Source organism: Bradyrhizobium sp. BR13661 (assembly GCF_029892425.1).
GTDB lineage: Bacteria > Pseudomonadota > Alphaproteobacteria > Rhizobiales > Xanthobacteraceae > Bradyrhizobium.
Genome location: NZ_JARXWB010000002.1, coordinates 64742 through 88447, shown reverse-complemented (window position 1 = coordinate 88447; position 23706 = coordinate 64742). Strand labels below are relative to the sequence as shown.

18 protein-coding genes are annotated in these 23706 nt (G+C 63.8%); 9 read left to right on the top strand and 9 right to left on the bottom strand.

Annotated features, from left to right (window positions below; all coding sequences use genetic code 11):
- Window positions 1-19 precede the first annotated feature (19 nt).
- The 6 genes from M2427_RS03595 (at window position 20) to M2427_RS03570 (ending at window position 7347) form a co-directional block, all read left to right on the top strand.
- Window positions 20-1570 carry an AMP-binding protein gene (locus M2427_RS03595; RefSeq protein ID WP_280704791.1) on the top strand — a complete coding sequence of 517 codons (1551 nt, stop codon included), beginning with the start codon at window positions 20-22 and terminating at the stop codon, window positions 1568-1570.
- Window positions 1571-1731: 161 nt separating this feature from the next.
- Window positions 1732-3330 carry an ABC transporter substrate-binding protein gene (locus M2427_RS03590; protein ID WP_280704790.1) on the top strand — a complete coding sequence of 533 codons (1599 nt, stop codon included), beginning with the start codon at window positions 1732-1734 and terminating at the stop codon, window positions 3328-3330.
- A gap of 170 nt (window positions 3331-3500) precedes the next feature.
- Window positions 3501-4448 (top strand): ABC transporter permease, encoded by a 948-nt coding sequence (locus M2427_RS03585; RefSeq protein ID WP_280704789.1) that lies wholly within the window; start codon window positions 3501-3503, stop codon window positions 4446-4448.
- Window positions 4449-4457: 9 nt separating this feature from the next.
- A complete protein-coding gene (locus M2427_RS03580) occupies window positions 4458-5351 on the top strand; it encodes an ABC transporter permease (protein WP_280704788.1) in 894 nt (297 codons plus the stop codon).
- Window positions 5351-6358, top strand: coding sequence for an ABC transporter ATP-binding protein (locus M2427_RS03575; RefSeq protein WP_280704787.1), 1008 nt, complete (start codon window positions 5351-5353; stop codon window positions 6356-6358). Before M2427_RS03580 ends, M2427_RS03575 begins: the two co-directional genes overlap by 1 nt.
- Window positions 6355-7347 carry a dipeptide ABC transporter ATP-binding protein gene (locus M2427_RS03570; protein WP_280704785.1) on the top strand — a complete coding sequence of 331 codons (993 nt, stop codon included), beginning with the start codon at window positions 6355-6357 and terminating at the stop codon, window positions 7345-7347. The genes M2427_RS03575 and M2427_RS03570 overlap by 4 nt, the downstream gene beginning before the upstream one ends.
- Before the next feature lie 39 nt (window positions 7348-7386).
- Here M2427_RS03570 and M2427_RS03565 read toward each other — a convergent pair whose 3' ends face one another.
- The 8 genes from M2427_RS03565 to M2427_RS03530 all read right to left on the bottom strand — a co-directional run bounded on the left by M2427_RS03565 (window position 7387) and on the right by M2427_RS03530 (window position 17190).
- Window positions 7387-8172: a hypothetical protein gene (locus M2427_RS03565; RefSeq protein WP_280704784.1), complete on the bottom strand. Its 786-nt coding sequence runs from the start codon at window positions 8170-8172 to the stop codon at window positions 7387-7389.
- A gap of 119 nt (window positions 8173-8291) precedes the next feature.
- Window positions 8292-10265 (bottom strand): acetyl-CoA carboxylase biotin carboxylase subunit, encoded by a 1974-nt coding sequence (locus M2427_RS03560; protein ID WP_280704783.1) that lies wholly within the window; start codon window positions 10263-10265, stop codon window positions 8292-8294.
- A complete protein-coding gene (locus tag M2427_RS03555) occupies window positions 10262-11878 on the bottom strand; it encodes an acyl-CoA carboxylase subunit beta (protein ID WP_280704782.1) in 1617 nt (538 codons plus the stop codon). Before M2427_RS03555 ends, M2427_RS03560 begins: the two co-directional genes overlap by 4 nt.
- A gap of 99 nt (window positions 11879-11977) precedes the next feature.
- Complete coding sequence (locus M2427_RS03550; RefSeq protein WP_280704781.1) at window positions 11978-12844, bottom strand: 3-keto-5-aminohexanoate cleavage protein; 867 nt, start codon at window positions 12842-12844, stop codon at window positions 11978-11980.
- Window positions 12845-13073: 229 nt separating this feature from the next.
- Window positions 13074-13874 (bottom strand): AraC family transcriptional regulator, encoded by an 801-nt coding sequence (locus M2427_RS03545; protein ID WP_280704779.1) that lies wholly within the window; start codon window positions 13872-13874, stop codon window positions 13074-13076.
- A 243-nt stretch (window positions 13875-14117) separates the two neighbouring features.
- Window positions 14118-14774, bottom strand: a complete 657-nt coding sequence (locus tag M2427_RS03540; RefSeq protein WP_280704777.1) for a glutathione S-transferase family protein — start codon at window positions 14772-14774, stop codon at window positions 14118-14120.
- Window positions 14774-15937 (bottom strand): acyl-CoA dehydrogenase family protein, encoded by a 1164-nt coding sequence (locus M2427_RS03535; RefSeq protein ID WP_280704775.1) that lies wholly within the window; start codon window positions 15935-15937, stop codon window positions 14774-14776. Before M2427_RS03535 ends, M2427_RS03540 begins: the two co-directional genes overlap by 1 nt.
- A 116-nt stretch (window positions 15938-16053) precedes the next feature.
- On the bottom strand, window positions 16054-17190 hold the full coding sequence (locus M2427_RS03530; RefSeq protein WP_280704774.1) for an acyl-CoA dehydrogenase family protein: 1137 nt from the start codon (window positions 17188-17190) through the stop codon (window positions 16054-16056).
- 266 nt (window positions 17191-17456) lie between these two features.
- Between M2427_RS03530 and M2427_RS03525 the strand changes: the two genes are divergently transcribed.
- Both M2427_RS03525 and M2427_RS03520 read left to right on the top strand, forming a co-directional pair.
- Entirely contained in the window at window positions 17457-19007 is a 1551-nt protein-coding gene (locus M2427_RS03525; RefSeq protein WP_280704773.1) for a long-chain fatty acid--CoA ligase, read from the top strand.
- An 87-nt stretch (window positions 19008-19094) separates the two neighbouring features.
- Complete coding sequence (locus M2427_RS03520) at window positions 19095-20315, top strand: ABC transporter substrate-binding protein (RefSeq protein WP_280704772.1); 1221 nt, start codon at window positions 19095-19097, stop codon at window positions 20313-20315.
- 75 nt (window positions 20316-20390) lie between these two features.
- Here M2427_RS03520 and M2427_RS03515 read toward each other — a convergent pair whose 3' ends face one another.
- The gene (locus tag M2427_RS03515) at window positions 20391-21161 is read right to left on the bottom strand and encodes a helix-turn-helix transcriptional regulator (protein ID WP_280704770.1); all 771 of its coding nucleotides are present in this window, start codon (window positions 21159-21161) and stop codon (window positions 20391-20393) included.
- 187 nt (window positions 21162-21348) lie between these two features.
- On the opposite strand from M2427_RS03515, the gene M2427_RS03510 reads away from it, so the two are divergent.
- On the top strand, window positions 21349-23625 hold the full coding sequence (locus M2427_RS03510; protein ID WP_280704769.1) for a marine proteobacterial sortase target protein: 2277 nt from the start codon (window positions 21349-21351) through the stop codon (window positions 23623-23625).
- Window positions 23626-23706: the final 81 nt, after the last annotated feature.

The following is a 23706-nucleotide window of genomic DNA, read 5'->3' as shown; positions in this document are numbered from 1 at the left end:
ACTTCAAGCCGGAGGACTGATGTACCCAGGTCTGCACGCCCGCCTGCGCCCGCTGCAACCCGCCTTCATCATGGCGGCGACGGGCGAAGCCGTCACCTATCGCGAGCTCGATGCGCGCAGCAATCGCCTCGCGCATCTGTTACGCAAGCAAGGCTTGAAGCGGCTCGATCACTATTCGATCTTCATGGAGAACAATTCCAGATATCTCGAAGCGTGCGGCGCGGGCGAGCGCTCCGGCCTCTACTACACCTGCATCAACTCCTTCCTGACGCCGGGCGAGCTCGCCTATCTCCTCGTCAACAGCCAATCGAAGATTCTGATCACGTCGATGGCCAAGCTCGCAATTGCGCGCGAGGCAATCCAGGCCTGCCCCGACGTCAAGCTCTGCATCGTCGCCGATGGTCCCGGCGAAAGCGACCGTATCGTCGGGCTGGCCGAGGTCACGGCAGATTTGCCGAAGACGCCAATTGCCGATGAATGGCTCGGCACGGCGATGCTCTATTCATCTGGCACGACGGGGCGACCGAAAGGCATCTTGCGGCCGCTGCCCGAAGAGCCCCCCAAGCATAATCTGCCGCTGTTCGATTTCCTGACCAAACTCTGGCACTACCGGGAGGGCATGGTCTATCTGTCGCCAGCGCCGCTCTACCATTCCGCGCCGCAGGCCGCCGTGAATCTCACGATCCGCATCGGCGGCACCGTGATCATCATGGAACATTTCGATCCCGAACGTTACCTGCAGCTGGTGCAACAATGGGGCATCACCCACACCCAGCTGGTGCCGACGATGTTCTCGCGCATGCTGAAGCTGCCGGAGGAGGTCCGCAAGCGCTACGACCTATCCTCGCTGGAGATCGCGATCCATGCCGCCGCGCCCTGCCCGGCGCTGGTCAAGGACGACATCATCAAATGGTGGGGGCCGATCATCCACGAATATTACGGTGCGACCGAAGGGCTCGGCTTTACCGCCTGCAACAGCGAGGAATGGCTCGCTCATCGCGGCACCGTCGGCAAGGTGCTGCTCGGCGACCTGCATATTCTCGACGAGAACATGCGACCGTGCCCGACCGGCACGCCCGGCCAGGTCTGGTTCAAGACCGGATCGCCGTTCGAATATTTCAACGACCCTGAGAAGACGAAGGAGGCGCGCTCGGCCGACGGCAGCATGAGCACGGTCGGCGACGTCGGCTATGTCGACGAGGACCGCTTCCTGTACCTGACCGACCGCGCCACCTTCATGATCATCTCCGGTGGCGTGAACATCTATCCGCAGGAATGCGAGAACCTGCTGATCACCCATCCAAAGGTCGCGGATGCCGCAGTGTTCGGCGTGCCCAATGCCGATCTCGGCGAGGAGGTCAAGGCCGTGGTGCAGCCGATGCCCGGCGTGATGCCGGGCGAGGCGCTCGCCGAGGAGCTGATCGCTTTCTGCGGGGCATCGCTGTCGCGGCAGAAGGTGCCGCGCTCGGTCGATTTCGAGAAGGAATTGCCGCGGCTGCCGACGGGGAAGCTGTACAAGCGGCTGCTCAGGGACCGGTATTGGGGGAACAAGACGTCAAGGATCGTGTGAGCGGGAGAACTTCTCTCAGATCGTGAGATAAGCACCTGCGACGTTACGTCATCCAAATTGCCAAGACCATAAAGAGCGTTGGCCGGTTGCCTCGCCGCGCACGCGTCGCTATCGTCCTGACAAACAGGCCATAAATGGCCGATGTCCAGGGAGGACCGAGGATGCGGAGCGTACGGGCGCTCGCTGCGATGGCGGCGCTATCTTTGCTGGCGGTTTCGACCACAACATTTGCCGGTGAGCCCAAGCAGGGCGGTATCCTGCGGATGTATCACCGCGACAGCCCCGGCAATGCCTCGATCCACGAAGGTGCGACCTACTCGCTCAATGTTCCCTTCATGCCCGTGTTCAACAACCTCGTCATCTACAAGCAGGACGAGGCCCAGAACACGATGGAGAACATCGTGCCCGAGCTCGCCGAGAGCTGGGCCTGGGTCAACGACAACAAGACGCTGACCTTCAAGCTGCGCCAGGGCGTCAAATGGCATGACGGCAAGCCGTTCACCTCGGCCGACGTCAAATGCACCTTCGATATGCTGATGGGCAAGTCGCAGCAGAAATTCCGGCAGAACCCGCGCAAGGCCTGGTACGAGCAGGTCGACGATGTCTCGACCAATGGCGATTTCGAGGTCTCCTTCAACCTGAAGCGACCGCAGCCGTCGCTGCTGGCGCTGCTGGCCTCGGGCTATACGCCCATTTATCCCTGCCACGTCTCGCCCGGCGACATGCGCACGCATCCGATCGGCACCGGCCCGTTCAAATTCGTCGAGTTCAAGGCCAATGAGTCGATCAAGCTGACCCGCAATACGGACTATTGGCGCAAGGGCCGGCCCTATCTCGACGGTATCGAGTTCACCATCATTCCGAACCGCTCCACCGCGATCCTCGCCTTTGTCGCCGGCAAGTTCGACATGACCTTCCCGACCGAGGTGAGCATTCCGCTGCTGAAGGACGTGAAATCGCAGGCACCGAGCGCGATCTGCGAGGTCGAGCCGAACAACGTCGCCACCAACATCATCGTCAACTCATCGGCGCCTCCGTTCGACAATATGGACATCCGCAAAGCGATGGCGCTGGCGCTGGACCGCAAGGCGTTCATCTCGATCATGTTCGAGGGCCAGGGCGACGTCGGCGGCACCATGCTGCCACCGCCGAACGGGCTATGGGGCATGCCAAAGGAGATGCTGGAGAGCATTCCCGGCTACGGCCCCGACATCAACGCCAACCGCGAGGAAGCCAAGAAGCTGATGCAGAAGGCCGGCTACGGGCCGGACAAGCATCTCGCCGTCAAGGTCTCGACCCGCAACATCCCTGTTTATCGCGATCCCGCTGTGATCCTGATCGACCAGCTCAAGAGCATCTATATCGACGGCGAGCTCGACGTGGTCGAGACCGCCAACTGGTTCCCGAAGATCGCGCGCAAGGACTACATGCTCGGCCTCAACCTGACGGGCAACGCGGTCGACGATCCCGACCAGTCCTTCTACGAGAACTATTCCTGCGGGTCCGAGCGCAACTACACCAACTACTGCAACAAGGAGATCGAGAAGCTGTTCGACGTGCAGTCGCAGGAGACCGACGTCGCCAAGCGCAAGAAGCTGGTCTGGGACATCGACAAGAAGTTGCAGGAGGACGTCGCGCGCCCGATCATCTTCCACGCTCGCACCGGCACCTGCTGGCAGCCCTACGTCAAGGGCGTGACTATCATGACCAACAGCTCCTATAATGGGTACCGGTACGAAGATCTTTGGATGGACAAGTAGCGCAGCGGACGGGCGCGTAACGGCATGATCCGGAAAAGTGTGCAGCGGTTTTCCCCCGCGACAAACGCGGAACGCGTTTGCGCGGAGATCATCCCCAAAGAAGGAGCTAAAGCGCGATGACAATTCAATCCGGTTTCATCGCGCTTTAGCGGCTCGGCGGGAGGGCGCGAATGTTTGCCTATCTGGTGCGGCGCGTGTTCCTGATGCTCGTGACCCTGTTCGGGATCTCGGTCGTCATCTTCTTCCTGTTGCGCATCGTGCCCGGCAATATCGTCGACATCCTGTTCGCCGCGGCCGGCTATGTCGATCCCGCCGACAAGGCCAATCTGGAAAAGGAGCTCGGCATCGACCAGCCGCTGATCCTGCAATATTGGCACTGGATCAGCGGCTTCCTGCGCGGCGATTTCGGCTACTCCTACGTCTCGGAGAAGCCGGCGCTGCAGGAAATCCTGCCGCGGATCCCGATCACGGCGCGGCTCGCCGGCCTCGCACTGCTGTTCTCGGCCTCGATCGGTATTCCCCTTGGCGTCATCAGCGCGGTGAAGCAGGGATCGCGGATCGACTACGCCTTGCGAGTGGTCAGCCTGAGCGGATTGTCACTACCCTCGTTCTGGCTCGGCCTTCTGGTTCTGACCGCGTCGGTCGCACTGTTCGGACAGATGCCGATCTTCAATCCCAATCCGCAGAGTTTTGGCGAGGCATTCGCAACCTATTGCATCCCGGCGATGGTGGTCGGTTTCCGCAGCTCGGCGCTGACCATGCGCATCACCCGCTCCTCGATGCTGGAGGTGCTGCGGCAGGATTACATTCGCACCGCGCGAGCCAAGGGCGCTTCCGATGCCGCCGTGAACTATCACCACGCGCTGAAGAACGCGATCCTGCCCGTCATCACCGTGATCGGCATCGAGGCGGCGTTCCTGATCGGCGGCCTGATCGTGACGGAAACCGTGTTCAACATCCCCGGCGTCGCGCGCTTCCTGGTCGAGGCAATCCGCTGGCGTGACTATCCGATCGTGCAGAACCTCGTGATGCTGATTGCCGTCGTGGTGGTGAGCGCGAATTTCATCGTTGACATGCTCTACGCCGTGTTCGACCCGCGCATCCGGTACACGGATTAGGAGATCAGCTTGGCCGCGATCGACTTTGACGTTGAACTGAGACGGGCCGGCGCGCATGCGACGGGCGGCTGGCGGCGCGTGCTGTTTCTGGCGCAGCGGCATGTGCTCGGCGCGGCCGGGCTCGTGATCATGACGCTGTTCGTGCTGACGGCGATCTTCGCCGATTTCATCGCGCGCTATGATCCGCTGAGCGTCGATTCCGCGCACGCGCTGATGCGGCCGAGCCTCGCGCACTGGATGGGCACGGATTCCTTTGGCCGCGACGTGTTCAGCCGCATCATCCATGGTGCGCGGATCTCGCTTGCGGTCGGCATCGGCTCGACCGCGCTCGGCGGCACGATCGGCGTGATGGTCGGCCTCACCTCCGGCTATCTCTCCGGCTGGGTCGACCTCGTGTTCCAGCGCGTCTCCGACATCTTGCAGGCGCTGCCGCTGCTGGTGCTGGCCCTGATCATGACGGCCGCGCTCGGCCCGTCATTGCCGAACGTCATCATCGCCATTGCCATTCCGCTGATCCCGACCGTGTCGCGCGTGACACGCGCCAACACGCTGGCGTTGCGTGAGCAGCCGTTCGTGGAAGCGGCGAAATCGATCGGTATGAGCGAGGTGCGCATCGCGCTGCGCCACGTGCTGCCGAACACGCTGGCGCCGCTGATCGTGCTCGCGACCGCGCAGCTCGGCTCGACCATTTTGACCGAAGCTTCGCTCTCCTTCCTCGGCCTCGGTATCCCCGAGCCTTATCCATCCTGGGGCCGCATGCTGTCGGAATCAGCGGCCGAATATGTCCGCACCGCACCGTGGCTGGTGATCTTCCCGGGCATCGCGATCAGCCTCGCCGTATTCGGGGCCAATCTGTTCGGTGACGCCCTGCGCGACATCCTCGATCCCAGGCAGCGCGGCTGATGGCCCAAGAATCAGATCTCGTGCTCGAGGTGAAGAACCTGAAGACGGTGTTCTTTACCAATTCCGGCCTGTTCAAGGCCGTTGACGACCTCTCGTTCAGTGTACGACGCGGTGAGACTCTCGCCATCGTCGGCGAATCCGGCTGCGGCAAAAGCGTCACCGCGCTGTCGCTGATGCGGCTGGTGCCTGATCCGCCCGGGCGCATCGTCGGCGGCTCGATCTCGCTCGAAGGCACCGATCTGCTGGCGCTGGACGAAGCGGAGATGCGCAAGATCCGGGGCAATCGCATCTCCATGATCTTCCAGGAGCCGATGACCTCGCTCAACCCGGTGATCCGGATCGGCGACCAGATCGTCGAGGCCGTGCGGCTGCACCGGAAACTGTCGAGCAAGGAGGCCCGCAATGTCGCGGTCGAAATGCTGCGGCTGGTGCGCATCCCCGAACCGGCACGGCGCGCGCGCGAATATCCGCATCAGCTCTCCGGCGGCATGCGTCAGCGCGCGATGATCGCGATGGCGCTGGCGTGCCGGCCGGCGCTGCTGATCGCGGACGAGCCAACCACCGCGCTCGACGTCACCATCCAGGCGCAGATTTTGGCGCTGATCCTCGACCTGCAGAAGGAACTCGGCACCGGGCTCGTGCTGATCACGCACGATCTCGGCGTCGTCGCACAGACCGCGCAGCGGGTGATCGTGATGTATGCGGGGCGGAAGGTCGAGGAGGCCAGCGTCGAGGCGCTGTTCGCGGCGCCGAAGCATCCCTATACGCGCGGGCTGATGGCCTCGATTCCCGCGGTGCCTGCGTCAGGTGTCGCCGCGCAGGAGAGGCTGAACGAAATCCCGGGCACGGTGCCGTCGCTGGTGCGGCTGCCAAAGGGCTGCGCCTTCGCGCCGCGCTGCAAGCTCGCCGTGAAACGCTGCGAGGCCGAATATCCGCCGCTGGCCGATTGGGGCGCGGGCCATCTTGCCGCCTGCTGGCGGGCGGCTGACGTGGCGGAGGTGGCATGACCAAGGTGCTGCTCGAAGTCACCGACCTCAAGAAGCATTATCCGGTACGCGCCGGCGTGCTGCGCCGGCAAATCGGCACCGTGCACTCGGTCGACGGCGTGTCATTCTCGCTCGGTGCCGGTGAGACGCTCGGCCTCGTCGGCGAATCCGGCTGCGGCAAGTCGACGGTGGCGCGTAGCGTGCTGCGGCTGGTCGAGCCGACCTCAGGCCGGATTCGCCTCGATGGCGAGGACATTACGCATCTCTCCAAGACCGCACTTCGCCCGTATCGGCGCTCGATGCAGATCGTGTTCCAGGATCCGTTCGCGTCCCTCAATCCGCGCATGACGGCGGGCGATATCGTCGGCGAGCCGATCGCGGTCCACGGCCTTGCGACCGGCAAGGCGCTGGAGGCGCGCGTCGCAAAGCTGTTCGAGCAGGTGGGCTTGCGGCCTGACCAGATGCGCAATTTTCCGCATCAGTTCTCCGGCGGACAAAGGCAACGTATCTGTATCGCGCGGGCGCTCGCGCTGGGGCCCCGCCTGATCGTCTGCGATGAACCGGTCTCCGCGCTCGACGTCTCGATCCAGGCGCAAGTGATCAATCTCCTGATCGATTTGCAGAAGCAGCACGGCTTCTCTTACCTGTTCATCGCGCACGACCTCGCCGTGGTCGCCCATATCAGCCACCGCGTCGCGGTGATGTATCTGGGTCGCATCGTCGAGATCGCCGACAAGGACGAGTTGTTCCGCAACCCGCGTCATCCCTACACGCAGGCCCTGCTCGCCTCGGTGCCGATCGCAAACCCGCTTGCGAAGAAGCTCGCGCCGCTGGTCGACGGCGACGTGCCAAGCCCGGTCAACCCGCCGCCCGGCTGCGCGTTTCACACGCGCTGCCGGTTTGCGATGGAGCGATGCAGGACCGAACGGCCGGTGCTGCTGGATGCCGGCGATGGGCATCAGGTCGCGTGCCTGCTCAACGAGGGGATGGGGCGGGGTGATCAAGTTTGAGCATGATCTTGTCGGAAAACCGCTGCACACTTTTCCGGATCATGCTTTAGGCCCCAGCGCCCGTATCACCGGCCAAGCCGCCAACGCGGCAGCAAGATGCTTCAGCGTGTGGCCGGAAACGAGCTGTCCAGTCGCCTCGAAAATGGTCGCGTCACCGAGTTCGAAGAGTTTGGCCAGCACGTAAAAGACAATCACGCTGCCCAGTGGCACGCCGATCGTGCCGGGCCGCGATCGCGTCAACGCCAGTCCCAAGGCGAGCACCATCCCGCCGTACTGCACGACCGCCCATGGCGTAAGGTTCTCACGCGCCACCCAGGCCGTGAGCGGGCCCGCGAGCATCGTCAGCACCAGCACGGCCTCGCCTGCGCGCACGCTGATACGCTCGCTGGCCGCAATGCCGAGAAAGCCCGCGAACGCGACCGACATGCCGAGACGATCGGCGATCAGCCGTTGCGGCATGTCCGGGTCCAGATGATAGAAGCCCGAGCCGAGGCAGGTGAGGATCAGCCCCACGAAGAGCCAACTCGTCCCCACGGGCGCATCGTTACGCCCGCGAAGGCGCTCGGAGCCCCAAACGGCCATCGCGAGGAAGGCGAGATTGCTGAGCACGTCGCCGGCGTTGGGTATGCCGAGCCAGCTGCGGCCGTCGACGTAATGCGGAATGTGCCACGCGGACGCGGGCAGTGCCGGGGCGGAAATCGCTGCCAGTGCCAGTACTGACATCCCCGCGAGCAAATATTTTTCGCGAGTGGTGAGGCGGTCTCTGCTGGATATTGAAGGGAGCGTGGCAGCGGTCTCGTGGGCTGGATCAGTCGCGCGCAACATGTACATCTCCGCGGACAAATGAACTTTGTTCAGTATTAGTAGCTGGAAAATGAACAATGTTCAATAGATGTCGCGTGTGCTCGCATTCTGATGCAGATCACATTGAAATGATTATAATTTTACGCCCCGATCTCCGCGACGATCCTGCCCGTCGTGACTTGCTCGCCCTCGGCGACGTCGATCGCGGCGACCACGCCGTCGATGCCGGCCTTGTGGACGTGCTCCATCTTCATCGCTTCCAGCGTCATCACCGGCTGACCGGCGGTGACGCGATCGCCCGGCTTGACCAGGACGGCGACGACGCGGCCGTTCATCGCGGCGCGGACTTTGCCATCACCGCCATTGGCAGCCGCGGCCTTTGGCGCAGCGAGGGTGAGATCCGTGACCGCGAGTGGGATGCCGCGGTGCTGGAGGTAGAGCCGGTCGCCATCGCGCAGGAATTTTGCGCCGTCCATCAGGCCGTCATGGCGAAAGCGGATGGCGTCGGCATCGAGCTGGTCGATCTCGAACTTGTCCTGCCGCCCCTCGGTGCTGACGGTGAAGCTGCCGTCGCGCTCGCGGGTGATGTCGAGCTCGAGCGCGTGGCCGGCGATTTCGATCTTCGCTGGTAGCGGGAACGTCGTCGACAGGCTCCGGCCACCCCGCCACGAAGGCGCGCGCGAATTCGTGACGTAGAGCAACAGGCCGGCCAAGGCCGTGTCGAACGCGGCATCCGCCCGTGGCGCCAGCAACTCGTCGCGATGCGTGCCGATGAAAGCCGTCGTTGCCTCACCCCCGGCAAAGCCGGGATGACGCAGGCAGGACATCAGAAAGGCCTGGTTGGTCGTGACGCCCAGAGCCGTGAGCCGCTCCAGTCCGACGATCAGCTTTCCCCTCGCCTCCTCGCGCGTGGCGCCGTGGCTGATCACCTTGGCGATCATGGAATCGTAGAACGGCGGGATCTCCGAGCCCGATTGCAGCGCGTGCTCGACGCGGATGCAGTCCGGCACCTGCCAGCGCGCCATGCGGCCGGACTGCGGCATGAAGTCCTGCGCGGCATCTTCCGAGCACAGCCGGACCTCGATGGCGTGGCCGGAGAACTTGATGTCCTGTTGCGTGACCGGCAAGGGCTCGCCGCGCGCGACGCGCAGTTGCAGCTCGACGAGATCGAGCCCGGTGATCGCCTCGGTCACGGGATGCTCGACCTGGAGGCGTGTGTTCATCTCCATGAAGTAGAACGCACCGCTGGCATCGAGCAGGAATTCGAGCGTGCCGGCGCCCTCGTAGCGCAGCGCCTTCACGGCCGCGACGGCGACCTCGCCCATCTTTGCGCGCAGCTCCGGCGTCACCGCCGGCGATGGTGCTTCCTCGATCAGCTTCTGGTGCCGGCGCTGCACCGAGCAATCGCGCTCGCCGAGATGGATGGCGTTGCCGTTGATATCGCCGAACACCTGGATCTCGATATGCCGCGGATTCTGGATCGCCCGCTCGAGAATGACCGTAGGATCGCCAAACGCCGCCTTTGCCTCCGAACGTGCGCTGCGCAGCGCATCCGGAAACGCCGTCGCATCGGCGACAAGCCGCATGCCGCGACCGCCACCGCCGGCGACGGCCTTGATCATCACGGGGAAGCCAATCTTCCTGGCTTCCGCGAGCATGACCTCGTCGCTTTGATCGGCACCCTGGTAGCCGGGTACGATAGGCACGCCGGCCTTCTTCATGATCTCCTTGGCACCGGCCTTGTTGCCCATCGCCTCGATCGCCTGCGGCGAGGGGCCGATGAAGACGAGGCCAGCGTCCTTGCAGGCTTGCGCAAAATCCTCGTTCTCGGCGAGGAAGCCGTAGCCGGGATGCACAGCGTCCGCGCCGCTCGCCTCCGCCGCGGCAACGATCGCGGGGATGTTGAGATAGGATTGCGCCGGCAGCGCTTCGCCGATCCGCACGGCCTGGTCGGCCTGTCGCACATGGAGCGCATCGCGATCCGCATCCGAATAGACCGCGACGACGCTGAGACCGAGCCGCCGCGCGCTGCGCATCACGCGCAGCGCGATCTCGCCGCGATTGGCGATCAAGACCTTGAAGAACGGGCGGTGCGACACTGATCCGTTCCTCATGGGCGAGCCACCGAGAATTGCATGCGCTGGGGTGTCCGTGCATCGCCCTCGCGGCAGATCGCGAGCACTTCGGAGAGCACCGCGCGGGTATCGCGCGGATCGATCACGCCGTCGTCGAGCACACGGGCGCTGGTCGAGAATACGTCCATCTGGCCGTCGAACACGCCGACGATCTGCGCCTTCATGGCGTCCAGCTTGTCCTTCTCGATCGGCTTGCCCCGGCGAGCGGCGGCAGCTTCTGTCACGATCGCCATGGTCTCGGCGGCCTGCTCGCCGCCCATCACGGCAGTCTTGGCGTTTGGCCAGGAGAAGCAGAAGCGCGGATGGAAGCCGCGTCCGCACATGCCGTAATTTCCGGCTCCGAACGAAGCGCCGCAATAGATGGTGATCTGCGGCACGGTCGCCGAGGTCACCGCCTGGATCATCTTGGAGCCGTGCTTGATCATGCCGGCTTCTTCATAGGCTCGGCCCACCATGTAGCCGGTGGTGTTGTTGAGATAGAGGATCGGCGTGCGGGTCTGGCAACATGCCTGTATGAAATGCGTCGCCTTGTTCGCGCCGGCGGGGTCGAGCGGACCATTGTTGGTGATGATGCCGATCGCCTGGCCTTCGATGCGGGCATGGCCGCAAACGGTGGCCGGGCCGTAGTTCGGCGCCATCTCGGTGAAATCCGAGTCGTCGATGATGCGCGCGATCACCTGCTTCATGTCGACAGGCCGCTTGTGGTCCATCGGCATGATTCCGAGCAACTCGTCCCGATCGTAGCGCGGCGGCTTGAACTCCAACGGCGCCCGGCCCGGCCGCTCCCATTCGAGCGCGGCCATGATCTCACGCGCGATGCGCAATGCGTCGCGATCGTCTTCGGCGAGGTAGTCGCCGAGACCGGAGATTTGCGTGTGCATCTCGGCACCGCCGAGTTCTTCCTCGGTCGCGATCTCGCCGGTCGCGGCCTTCAGCAGCGGCGGCCCGGCAAGGAAGGCGCGGGTGCGGCCGCGGACCATGACGATGTAGTCGGACAGGCCGGTCTGATAGGCGCCGCCCGCCGTGGACGAGCCGTGCGTGACAGTCACGACGGGCAGTCCGGCGGCCGAGAGCCGGGCCAGATTGCGAAAGATGTTGCCGCCGCGGACAAAGTCTTCGACGCGGTAGCGCAACAGATTGGCGCCGGCGCTTTCGACGAGCTGCACGTAAGGCAGCTTGTTCTCTAGCGCGAGCTCCTGCACCCGCAGCGTCTTGTCGAGGCCATACGGCTGCAGTGCACCGGCATCGATGCCGGAATCACTGGCGCTGACCATGCAGCGAATGCCCGAGACGAGGCCGATGCCGGCGATGACGCCGCCGCCCGGCACGCTCTTGGCTGCATCGGGAACATCGAACATGTAGCCGGCGAGCGTCGACAGCTCGACGAAGGGCGCGCCGGGATCGAGCACCAGCGCGACACGCTCGCGCGGCAACAACTGGCCGCGCTTGTGGAAGCGATCTTTCGCAGCGGCCGACGCCGTGCGCGTGCGCTCCTCCAGCGCGCGCATGCGATCGATCAGGCCGAGCATGCCATCGCGATTGGCGTGGTAGGTGGCACTGCCGGGGGAGATGGTGTTCTCGAGAATGGACATGACAGACCTTATCGTCATTCCGGGGCACGCGAAGCGTGAACCCGGAATCTCGAGGTTCCGGGTTCGATGCTACGCATCGCCCCAGAACGACGAGGATGTTCAGCGATTCGTCCCAAAGATCTTCCGCGCCTCTGATGGGCTCGCGATCTCGCGACCGGCGCGGCGGGCGCAGGCGGCGATGGCTTCGATCAGCTGGCCGTTCGACGTCACCTTCTTGCCGTCGGCGAGATAGAAGGCGTCCTCGAGACCGGTGCGCAAGTGACCGCCGAGCTCGGCACAACGCTGGTGAAGCGGCCAGATCTCCTCGCGGCCGATCGCGGTGACCTGCCAATGTGCTTCGGGCCGTTTCAGCTTGAGCAGGATCGGCAGCAGCTCGGGATCGGCAGGCATTCCGGACGCGACGCCCATCACGAAGTTATATTCGAGCGGGCCCTTGTACATACCGACTTGGGTGTACATGCCGACGCAGCGGACGATGCCGACATCGAAGCACTCGAACTCGGGAATGGTGCCGACTTCGTTCATGACGTCGAGATAGTCCTTCACCTTCTCGACCGCATTGTCGAACATCATCGGCGGCCAGGCCCAGGTGTTGTCGGCCTTCACCTTCAGATAATTCAGCGAGCCGGCGTTGCAGGCGGCGATCTCCGGCCTGGTCTCGCGGATGCAGTCGAGCGCGCCGGAATAGTTCGGCCCCGAGACGCCCGAAGTGTGGTTGATGATGACGCCGGGACAGGCTTCGCGGATGGCCTGCTGGATCTCCTTGCTGACGCTGACCTCCCAGGACGGCAGATGACCTTTGTTGGGCGCCTGCTGGCGGAGGTGAATGTGCATGATGGACGCGCCCGCATCGAACGCAGCCTTGGCCTCGCGCGCCATCTGCTCGGGCGTCACGGGGACGTTGTGCTGCTTCGGATCGGTGAGCACGCCGTTCAGCGCGCAGGTGATGACGGCCTTGTCGCTCATACCACTGGTGTCTCGCAACGTTGAGTATTCAACGCTGGCGATCATGTGATGCAGGGCATGCGGCTTCTTGCGCGGAGAAGCTGAGAAAAGACGAGAAATCGCAGGGTGGGTCAGCCCTCGGCTACGCGAAGCGTAGTCCGAAGGCGTAACCCACCAAGGTCTATCTCCGCGGACGCAAAAGAGGTGGGTTACGCAGATGCGCTTTGCGCATCTGCAGGGCTAACCCACCCTACGAAGCGATATCGAGCCTTACCGTCTCGTTGCTGCGATAGATTGCCAGATCCCGCGAGCCGACGAAGATCGCGCGCGGCTTCAATCCGTAGAAGCGGCGGATCGAATGGCTGAAATGGGTCGAGTCGGGATAGCCGATGTCCTGCGCGAGATGGGCGAGGTTGAGATCCTGGTTGGCGAAGTGCAGCAAATGCCGCGCACGCTTCCAGGCGCGGAAGGAGCGGAACGAGATGCCGGTCTCTTCCTTGAACAGATGCAGGAAGCGCGAGGCCGAGAGGCCGACTTCGGCTGCACAGGTATCAGCCGTCACCGGCTCGCCCGAGAAGCGCTCGATGCGGGCGACAGCGCGCGTGACGCGGGGGTCGAGCACGCGGCGCGGCAGCGCTTCGCCAAAGCACATCTCGTCGAATTCGGCGGTGGCGATGTCGCCGTAGCGACGCTCGCGCAGCAGCGCGTAGGCGGCGAGAATCTTGCGGGCGTAGATCGCACGATCCGGGCCCATCAACCGCTGGGCCAGAGCCTCGATCACGCCGTCCGGCATGCTTTCCGGCTCGAGCGTGACGCTGATGGCGGTGCGGTAGTCGCTGGCGATGGAATGACGCTGGTTCGGCAGGGTGACGAACAGCTCGGCGGTGGCGAGGACGTCGTCGATGGTCATATGCAGGCTGCCTTTCACAGCGACATAGACGTGGCAGCAACCTGGGGTCCGCTTGCGGGGCCTGCCGAGCAAGCCGGCATAGAAGACCCGTTCTGGCGTGATCAGCATCAAATGGTCGGATTCGCGACCCTTGTCTTCCATTGGGTATCCTCCTCGCGCGGCTCTGTGGCCGCTGCGGACGAGGGTCACCTTAGCGGAAATTTGGGCGCTGTCACGGCGGGATAGCGCTGTCATGGAAACATGCTTTGTCGTTCCGGGGCGGTCCCACCGGGTCCGCGCAAAGCGCGGCCCGATGACAGGCTCCGGACCGAACCCGGAACTTCGAGATTGCCGCGCAAGATTCCGGGTTCGATGCTTCGCATCGCCCCGGAATGACAGCTTCCCTTACACCCTCACGCGCGGCGCAACATTCTGCTCAGCGCCAGCCTTCTGCTCCGCAGCAACCGCACGCTTGAATCCGTCGCGCTGCTGCAGGCGTGCCCAATAGGCTGCGACATTCGGCCCGAAATCCCTGGCGAGCCCGATATTTTCCGCGAGGCGGAGTGCATAACCAATGACAATGTCAGCGGCGGTAAAGCGGCCGGCGCACAAGGTTTCGGCATTCGCGGTCGCTGCCTCGACGGCGCGCAGGCGTCCCAGGAACCACTTGGCATAGTCGGTGGCGACCTGCGGATTGCGTCGCTCCTCCGGCTCGAGCTGGGTGTAACGGAGCACCAGTGTTTGCGGGAAGGTTAACGTGGCGTCGCTGAAATACATCCAGTTCAGGAAGGCGCCGTAGGCGGGATCTTCGGGACCGACCATCAGCGGCGTCGGACCGTACTTGATGCCGAGATAATGGCAGATGCCCGAAGACTCCGTCATCTTGGTCTCGCCGTCGACCATGAAGGGAATCGTGCCGAGCGGATTGAGCGCGAGATATTCCTTGGCGAAGACCCGCGGCGGGAACGGCAGCATCTTCAGATCATACGGCAGCCCCATCTCCTCCAGCATCCAGAGCGGACGGAACGAGCGCGCGGCGTCGCAATGATAAAGCGTGATCATCAGGCGTTCCCCTTACTACCCGGCAGCGTGCCCATCATCTTGCACAGAACCATCAGCATGACCTCGTCGGCGCCACCGCCGATCGAGGTCAGACGGCTGTCGCGATAGGCGCGGCTGACCGGCGTTTCGTTGGTAAAGCCCATTCCGCCCCAATATTGCAAGCAAGCGTCGGTGAGCTCGCGGCCCAGCCGGCCAGCCTTCAGCTTGGCCATGGTCGCAAGCTTCGTCACATCCTCGCCGGCGACCAGCTGCTCGGCCGCGCGATAAATCAGCGCGCGCAGCAGCTCGACCTCGGTCTGCATCTCCGCGAGCTTGAAATGCACGACCTGGTTGTCGAGGATACTCTGGCCAAAGGCCTTTCGGTTGCGGGTGTATTCGATGGTCTCGTTGATGATGTATTCGTGCGCCTTGAGGCAGGCCGCCGCACCCCAGAGCCGCTCCTCCTGGAACTGGATCATCTGGTAGGTGAATCCCTTGCCCTCCTCGCCGATCCGGTTGCGCTTGGGCACGCGGACATTGTCGAAGAAGATCTGCGCCGTGTCGGACGAGCGCATGCCCATCTTGTCGAGTTTTCGCGCGACAGTGACGCCCTTGGCCTTCATGGGCACGCAGATCAGAGATTTGTTGCGGTGAACCGGACCATCGCCGGTGTTGGCGAGCAGGCAGATCCAGTCGGCCTGGGTGCCGTTGGTGATCCACATCTTGCCGCCGGTGATGAGGTAATCGTCGCCGTCGGAGCGCGCGGTGGTCTTGATCGAGGCGACATCTGAGCCGGCGCCCGGTTCGGAGACGCCGATACAGGCGACGTAATCGCCTGATATCGAGGGGCTGAGAAACTCGCGCCGCACCTCGTCCGAGCCGAATCGCGCCAGCGCCGGCGTCGCCATGTCGGTCTGCACCCCGATCGCCATCGGCACGCCGCCGCAGGTGATGGCCCCTAACTCTTCCGCCATCATCAGCGCATAGGAATAGTCGAGGCCCGAGCCGCCGAACTCGACCGGCTTGTTCAGGCCGAGGAAGCCAAGGCTGCCCATCTTCTTGAACAGCTCGTGCGCCGGGAAGATGTCGGCCTTCTCCCATTCATCGACATGAGGGTTGATCTCGTTAGCGATGAATTTTTGGAGCGAACGGCGGATGTCATCGTGGTCGGCGGTGAATAGCATTTCTTCCTCTTGTCATTCCGGGGCATCGCGAAGCGATGAGCCCGGAATCCATTTTCTACGGTCAACGCGGCCTGATGGATTCCGGGTTCGCGCTGCGCGCGCCCCGGAATGACGGGCTACAACCCCATCTGCCTCGACGCCAGATCCTTCATGATCTCCTCGGTGCCACCGCCGATGGCGTTGACCTTGACCTCTCGATAGATGCGCTCGGCCTTGATGCCGCGCATGAAGCCGGCGCCGCCAAAGATCTGCACCGCTTCCGAGGCGCAGAACGCCATGGTTTGCGTGGCCTGGTTCTTCATCATGCAGATTTCGGCAACCGGGCTCTCGCCCTGCTCCAGCCGCCAAGCCAGCATTTCCAGCATTGCCTGGGAAGCTGCGACTTTCTGCGCCATGTCGACGATCTTGTGGCGGATGACCTGATGCTGGGCGAGCGGCTTGCCGAAGGTCTTGCGCTCCTTCGCGTAGGCAACCGCTTCGTCGAGGCAGACGCGCGCGAAGGCGGTGCAGCCGGCGGCCATGCCCATGCGCTCGCTGTTGAAATTCTGCATGATGATCTTGAAGCCCTGGCCTTCCTCGCCGATCAGGTTCTCGGCCGGCACGCGGCACTCGTCGAAATGCAAGGTCGCGGTGTCGGAGGCCCACCAGCCCATCTTCTTCAGCCTGGTGCGCGACAGGCCGGGCGTGTCGCCCTCGATCAGGAGCAGGCTGACGCCACCGGCACCCTCGCCGCCGGTGCGCACCGCAACGGTCAGATAATCGGCGCGCACGCCCGAGGTGATGAAGGTCTTCTCGCCGCTCACGACGTAGTGATCGCCGTCCCGCCGCGCGCGGGTGCGCAGGTTCGCGACATCAGAACCGCCGCCCGGCTCGGTGATCGCAAGCGCGGAGATCTTCTCGCCGGAGAGCACCTGCGGCAGCACGCGCGCCTTGACCTCGGGGCGCGCCGCACGCGCGATCGGCGGCGAGCCGATGGTGTGACTCATCAGGCTGGCGCTGACGCCGCCGGCGCCGGCCCGTGCCAGTTCCTGGCTCGCGACGATCTTCATGAACTGGTCGGCGGCGATCCCGCCATATTCCTCGGGGAATCCGAGCCCCAACAGGCCGATCCCGGCCGCCTTGCGATAGAGCGCACGGGGAAATTCGCCGGCTTCGTCCCATTCATGGGCGAAAGGCGCGATCTCCTTGTCGACGAAGCGACGCATCACGTCGCGAAAGGCGTCATGCTCGGCGGTATAGAACGGGCTCTTCATGGCATGCGCGCCTTCGACGACTCTCTTCGCATTTCACCATGGCCGGAACATCGGCGGTTCACTTGCGCGGAGTGGCTGACTGGAGGAGCGGCACCCCATCGGCCGCGACCTAGCAACTCAACGCAAGACGATTTTCGCCCCTCGCAGGCCAACTCCAAATCAAAAAAGACTGCAGCACAAAACTCCGGCTGGCCTCCCAGGGCCACGCCGGGCATGGTGCACAGCAATAAAGTTCACGCGGCACAAGACCGCCGAGGGAGGGAGTGTTGGCCGTTCGTTACTACGACTGGATCGCTCATCACGCGCGCCGCGCTCCTCAAAAGGTCGCAGCCGTGGACCTCGCGAGCGAGCGCCGTTTCACCTATGCGCAGCTCGACGCGCGCGTCTCGCGCCTCGCCTCGTTCTTCCGCCATACGCTAGAAATCTCGCGCGGCGACCGGGTTGCGGTGCTGGCGCTGAACGCCACCGATACGTTGGAGGTGCAGTTCGCCTGCGGACGGTTAGGCGCCGTTTTCGTGCCCCTGAACACCCGCCTCACCGTGCCCGAGCTTCAGTTCATCACCGGCGATTGCGCGCCTGTTGTGGTGATCCACGACGCTGATCTGGCCGAGACGGCGCTCGCTGTCGCAAAACTCTGCAACGTCGCGACCAGCCTGCTGCTGGGACCCGGCGGAGCCTATGAGGCCGGCATCGCGGGCGCAAAACCGCTCGGCCGCGCTGAATACGTCACGCTCGATGATGTCTCGACCATCATGTACACGTCGGGCACCACGGGTCATCCAAAGGGCGCGACCATCACCCATGGCATGACCTTCTGGAATTGCGTCAACCTCGGCGGGCCCGCCTGCATCGGTCCGGCCTCGGTGCTGCTCACCGTGCTGCCGCTGTTCCACACCGGCGGGCTGAATTGCTACACCAATCCCGTGCTGCATGCCGGCGGCACGGTGATGATCATGCGCACGTTCGATCCCGGCACGGCGCTCGCCCTGATCGGCGATCCCGCGCAGGGCATCAACGTGTTCTTCGGCGTACCCGCGATCTACCAGTTCATGGCGCAGCATCCGGCATTTGCAACGACCGATCTTTCGCGGTTGATCGTCGGCGGTGTCGGCGGCGCGCCGATGCCGGTGCCGCTGCTGAAAGCGTGGGAAGCGCGCGGCGTCGCGCTTCAGCAGGGCTACGGCATGACCGAGACCTCACCGGCCGTGCTGGTGCTGGATCGCGAGGACGCCGCCCGCAAGGCCGGCTCCGCGGGCAAGCCGGTGCTGCACACCGAAGTGCGGATCGTTCGTCCCGACGGCAGCGAAGCCGATATCGGTGAACTCGGCGAGCTCTGGGTCAAGGGACCGAACATCACGCCCGGCTACTGGAACAGGCCGGAGGCGAACAGATCCTCGTTCACCGACGGCTGGCTGCACACCGGCGATGCGACCCGGGTTGATGAAGAGGGCTTCTACTACATCGTCGACCGCTGGAAGGACATGTACATCTCCGGCGGCGAGAACGTCTATCCGGCCGAGGTCGAGAACGTCCTGCACCAGCTCAATGCGATCGCGGAAGCGGCGGTGATCGGCATCCCCGACCCGCAATGGGGCGAGGTGGGCCTCGCCATCGTTGCGGTCAAGCAAGGCCAGCGGCTCAGCGAGACCGATGTCCTTGCGCATTGCGCAACCAATCTGGCGCGCTTCAAATGTCCACGGCAGATCCGCTTCGTCGATGCGCTGCCGCGCAACGCCACCGGCAAGATCCACAAGCCGACCCTGCGCAAGGAATTCTCGGTGGCTTCGGAAGTCGACAAGAGAGTCGCCAACGCCTGATCAAAGCGCCCTCACGCGGGCGCTTTTGTTTTTCGACGTGCCTCATCCAGTCCAGAAGAACCGCAAAGAAAGCCCCAAGGAATTTTCATGAACAAGAAACTCTCCCTGCTTGTCGCAGCAACCGCATTGACGCTGCTCTCGACCCAGGGCGCTTTCGCCCAGAAGATGTACGACACCGGTGTCACCGACACCGAGATCAAGATCGGTAATGTCGAGGCTTATTCGGGTCCTGCTTCCGCCTACGGCGTCATCGGCAAGACCGAGGAAGCCTATTTCAAGATGATCAACGACCAGGGCGGCATCAACGGGCGCAAGATCAACTTCATCTCCTACGACGACGGCTACTCGCCGCCGAAGACGGTGGAGCAGATCCGCAAGCTGATCGAAAGCGACGAGGTTTTCCTTGTGTTCAACGCGCTGGGCACGCCGACCCAGACCGCCGTGCAGAAATATCAAAATTCCAAAAAGGTCCCGCAGCTGTTCGTCGCCACCGGCGCCAGCAAATGGAACGACCCGCATAACTTCCCCTGGACCATGGGCTTCCAGCCGAGCTACCGGGTCGAGGCGCGGATCTTCGCCAAGTACATTCTGAAGGAGAAGCCGGACGCGAAGGTCGCGATCTTCTATGCCAACGACGATTTCGGCAAAGACTACCTTGCCGGCATCAAGGACGTGTTCGGCGACAAGGCCTCGAAGCTGATCGTGGCCGAAGAGAGCTACGAGACCTCCGAGCCTTCGATCGACGCCCATATCGTCAAGCTCAAAGACACCGGCGCCGACGTCTTCGTCAACATTTCGACCCCGAAATTCGCGGCGCAGGCCATCAAGAAGATCGCCGAGCTCAACTGGAAGCCGATGCATCTGATGACCGACGTCTCGGTCTCGATCGGCTCGGTGATGAAGCCGGCGGGCTTTGAGGCTTCCGAAGGCGTGCTGTCGGCCGGTTACCTGATGGACGCATCCGATCCGCAATGGAAGGACAATGAGGGCATGAAGAAGTTCCTGGCCTTCATCGACAAATACATGCCCGGCGCCAACATCTCCGATACCAATCTGGTTTACGGCTACGCCGCGGCCCAGACGATGGTGCAAGTGCTGAAGCAGTCCGGTGACAATCTCACCCGAGAGAACGTGATGAAGCAGGCCGCGAGCTTGAAGGACTTTGTCCCGGATACGCTGATTCCGGGGATCAAGATCAACACCTCGGCCAGCGATTTTGCGCCGATCGAGCAGCTGAAGATGTGGCGGTTCAGGGGCGGCCAGTGGGAGCTGTTCGGCGACATCATCAGCGCCGAGGTCGGCGGCTAAAGCGCGATGAATGCGCACATAGGAGCGAAATAGCGGCCGCAAGGCCGCTATTTTTATGCAAGCCGCGAGGACGAACTATCCCGGCAGGAGGAGCGCGAACGATTCGTCGATGGTGCGGCGCAAATGATCGCGATACAGCGCATGGTTTGCCTCACCAGGCGCGACCCGCCCCAGCGACGGCGTCGGGATGTTCTTGAGCGGCACATAGGCGATCGGCGCCGCGACCGGCGTCAATTGCGAGCCGGCGCCGGCGCGCAGGGTCGAGATGATGCCGTACATCGCGCCTGTTACGGTCGGCCGCGAGACCGTGATGACGCGATGCTGGCCGTGCTTGTTGATGACGAGATAGATGAAGCCCGACTGGTGCGGCACGGCAACTTCGCCGGTGTGCTCATAGGCCGTGTCGGTTCGCTCGCCCTCGCGAAAGACCAACGAGGAGGCTTTCGGCTCCCAGACGATTTCGGTGCGATAAGCGAAGATCGCATCCTTGTCGCCAAAGGACGGGCGCAGTGTGATGTAGATTCCCTCGAGCCAGGTCACCGCGCGATGCGAATAGGAGCCGAGGCTGTCAGGCGCGACATCGTTGCCGGCCGCAGGCGCCGGCGCGACGGGGTTCTTGCGCAGGGAGACGCCCAGCGCCTGCTCCAGCCGGACCGTGGTCGCCAGCGTGAACGGGCGCCGGCCGCCGAGCGCCTTCTCCAGGGTCGACAGGCTGAGCTTGGCCTGCTCGGCCAGCGCCTGCCGCGAGATCCGGCGCCTGGCGATTTCCTCGCGGATCGTCTCCGCGACCTCGCGGCTTTGCTCGTCCGAAAGCTGCCCGTCGTTGAGTTTATCCGGCGTCTGCATCGTCAATCCTGCTCCACGGACGCCAGTCTAGCAGGGCGGACAAGTCAGCACAAAACCGGACATGTCCGCCAAAACGGCGGCTGACCCAGGCCGGCCACGGCGGAACATTGCCGATCATTCTGCTCGCGAAATCAGGCCCTCCCGACCGATGCTCGGCAGCGTCAAACAGCTTTCGGGAGCAGGTGAAATGGACAGCTACGACATGGCCGAGGGCCACGAACCCCACCCCTGGCTCGACAGGCTCATCAAGGTCGGGCTGTTCCTTCTGGCGCAAAGCATTGCCGTGCTCCTGGTCAGCTTCGTGGCCCTGCTGGTGAGCTTCGAGACATCCTGGTCGGCGACGACGGAGCAGGCCAGCCTGCTCCAGCCCGGCGATGCCAAGTCCGGCAGCCTGCTCCTGAAGCAGGACGGTGCCACCACCGAAGCCATCCGTCTCGGGACCGACGTCGACATCACGGTCTCAGGTCCGACGCTGCGCACGCGCGTCACTCAAGTTTTTCGCAACCCGACCACGGACTGGGTCGAGGCGACTTACGTCTACCCGCTCGCGACCGACGGCGCCGTCGACACGCTGAAGATGGTGGTCGGCGACCGCGTCATCGTCGGCGACATCAAGGAGCGTCAGCAGGCCCGCGTGATCTACGAGCAGGCGCGCCGCGCCGGGCAGAAGGCCGCGCTCACCGAGCAGGAGCGGCCGAACATCTTCACCAACTCGGTCGCCAATATCGGCCCCGGCGAAACCGTGCTGGTGCAGATCGAATATCAGGAGCCGGTGCATCAGTCCGGCAACGAATATTCGCTGCGCGTTCCGCTGGTCGTCGGGCCGCGCTACAATCCGGCGCCGATCGTGCAGAGCGTCGATTTCCGCAATGACGGCTCCGGCTGGGGCGCGACCAATTCTGACCCGGTGCCCGACCGCGACCGCATCTCTTCGCCCGTGCTTGATCCCGCCAAGACTCCAGGAGCCAGCGCGCCGGTCAATCCGACCAGCATCACCGTCCACCTGAAGGCGGGCTTTGCGCTCGGCGAGGTGAAGAGCCACCACCACAACGTCAAGATCGAGAGCCCCGACAACATGACGCGCGTCGTGACGCTGGCCGACGGCACCGTGCCCGCCGATCGCGACTTCGAGCTGACCTGGAAGCCGACTGCCGAGAAGGCGCCGTCAGTCGGCCTGTTCCGCGAACATGTCGGCGATGCCGACTACCTGCTCGCTTTCGTCACACCGCCGGCCGCCGAGCAGGCAACACAGAAGCCGCTGCCGCGCGAAGTCGTGTTCGTGATCGACAATTCCGGCTCGATGGGCGGCACCTCGATCGAGCAGGCCAAGGCGAGCCTTCTCTATGCGCTCGGCCGCTTGCAGCCGAACGACCGTTTCAACGTGATCCGATTCGACGACACCATGGACGTGCTGTTTCCGGCCTCGGTGCCGGCCGACGCCGCCCATGTCGGGGAGGCCACCTCCTTCGTCAGCGCGTTGCAGGCGCGCGGCGGCACGGAGATGGTGCCTGCGATGCGTGCTGCGCTGACCGACAAGCTCGCCGATACCAACATGGTTCGCCAGATCGTCTTCCTCACTGATGGCGCGATCGGCAACGAGCAGCAATTGTTCGAGACGATCACCGCGATGCGCGGCCGCTCGCGCATCTTCATGGTCGGCATTGGCTCCGCGCCCAATACCTATCTGATGACGCGGGCCTCCGAGCTCGGCCGCGGCGCCTTCACCCATATCGGCTCGGTCGAGCAGGTCGAGGAGCGCATGCGCGGCCTGTTCGCCAAGCTCGAGAATCCTGCCGTGACCAGCCTCACCGCGAAATTCTCCGACGCGAAAGCTGACGTCACACCCGCGATCATTCCCGACATCTATCGCGGCGAACCGCTGGTGCTTGCCGCGAAACTCGACAAGCTCGCCGGCTCGCTGGAGATCAAGGGTCGTGTCGGCGACCGCCCGTGGTCGGTGACGCTGCCGCTGCAAAATGCGGCCGAAGGCAAGGGCCTGTCGAAGCTTTGGGCGAGGCGCAAGATCGGCGATGCCGAGGTGGCGCGCACGCTGCGCGAGATGACGCCGGAGGATACGGACAGGACGATCCTGGCGCTGGCGCTCGATCACCAGATCGTCACGCGCCTGACCAGCCTTGTCGCCGTCGACAAGACGCCGAGCCGCCCCGAAGGCCAGCCGCTCAAGCTCAGCCAGCTTCCGATCAACCTGCCGGCCGGCTGGGACTTCGCCAAGGTCTTCGGCGAACGGCCGCAGCAGACGCCGGCTCAGTTGCGTGAGCGCCACGCCGATGCAGGCCAACCCACGGCAAGGCGGCCGGCTCCGGTCACGCAAGATACGATCCGTTTGCCCAAGACCGCTACTTCGGCCGAGCTGAAGATGATCGCAGGCCTGATCATGATCGTGCTCGCCCTGATCCTGTTCGTGTTCAAACGACGTCAGGCCTTGCTCGCTGACGCCGCTTGAGAGAGGAGCACCCCGAACTCCTCTTCCTTGGCGCGCGCGGCTGCCCGTCCCGTACCAACGGTCGCGCGCGCATTTTTCTTC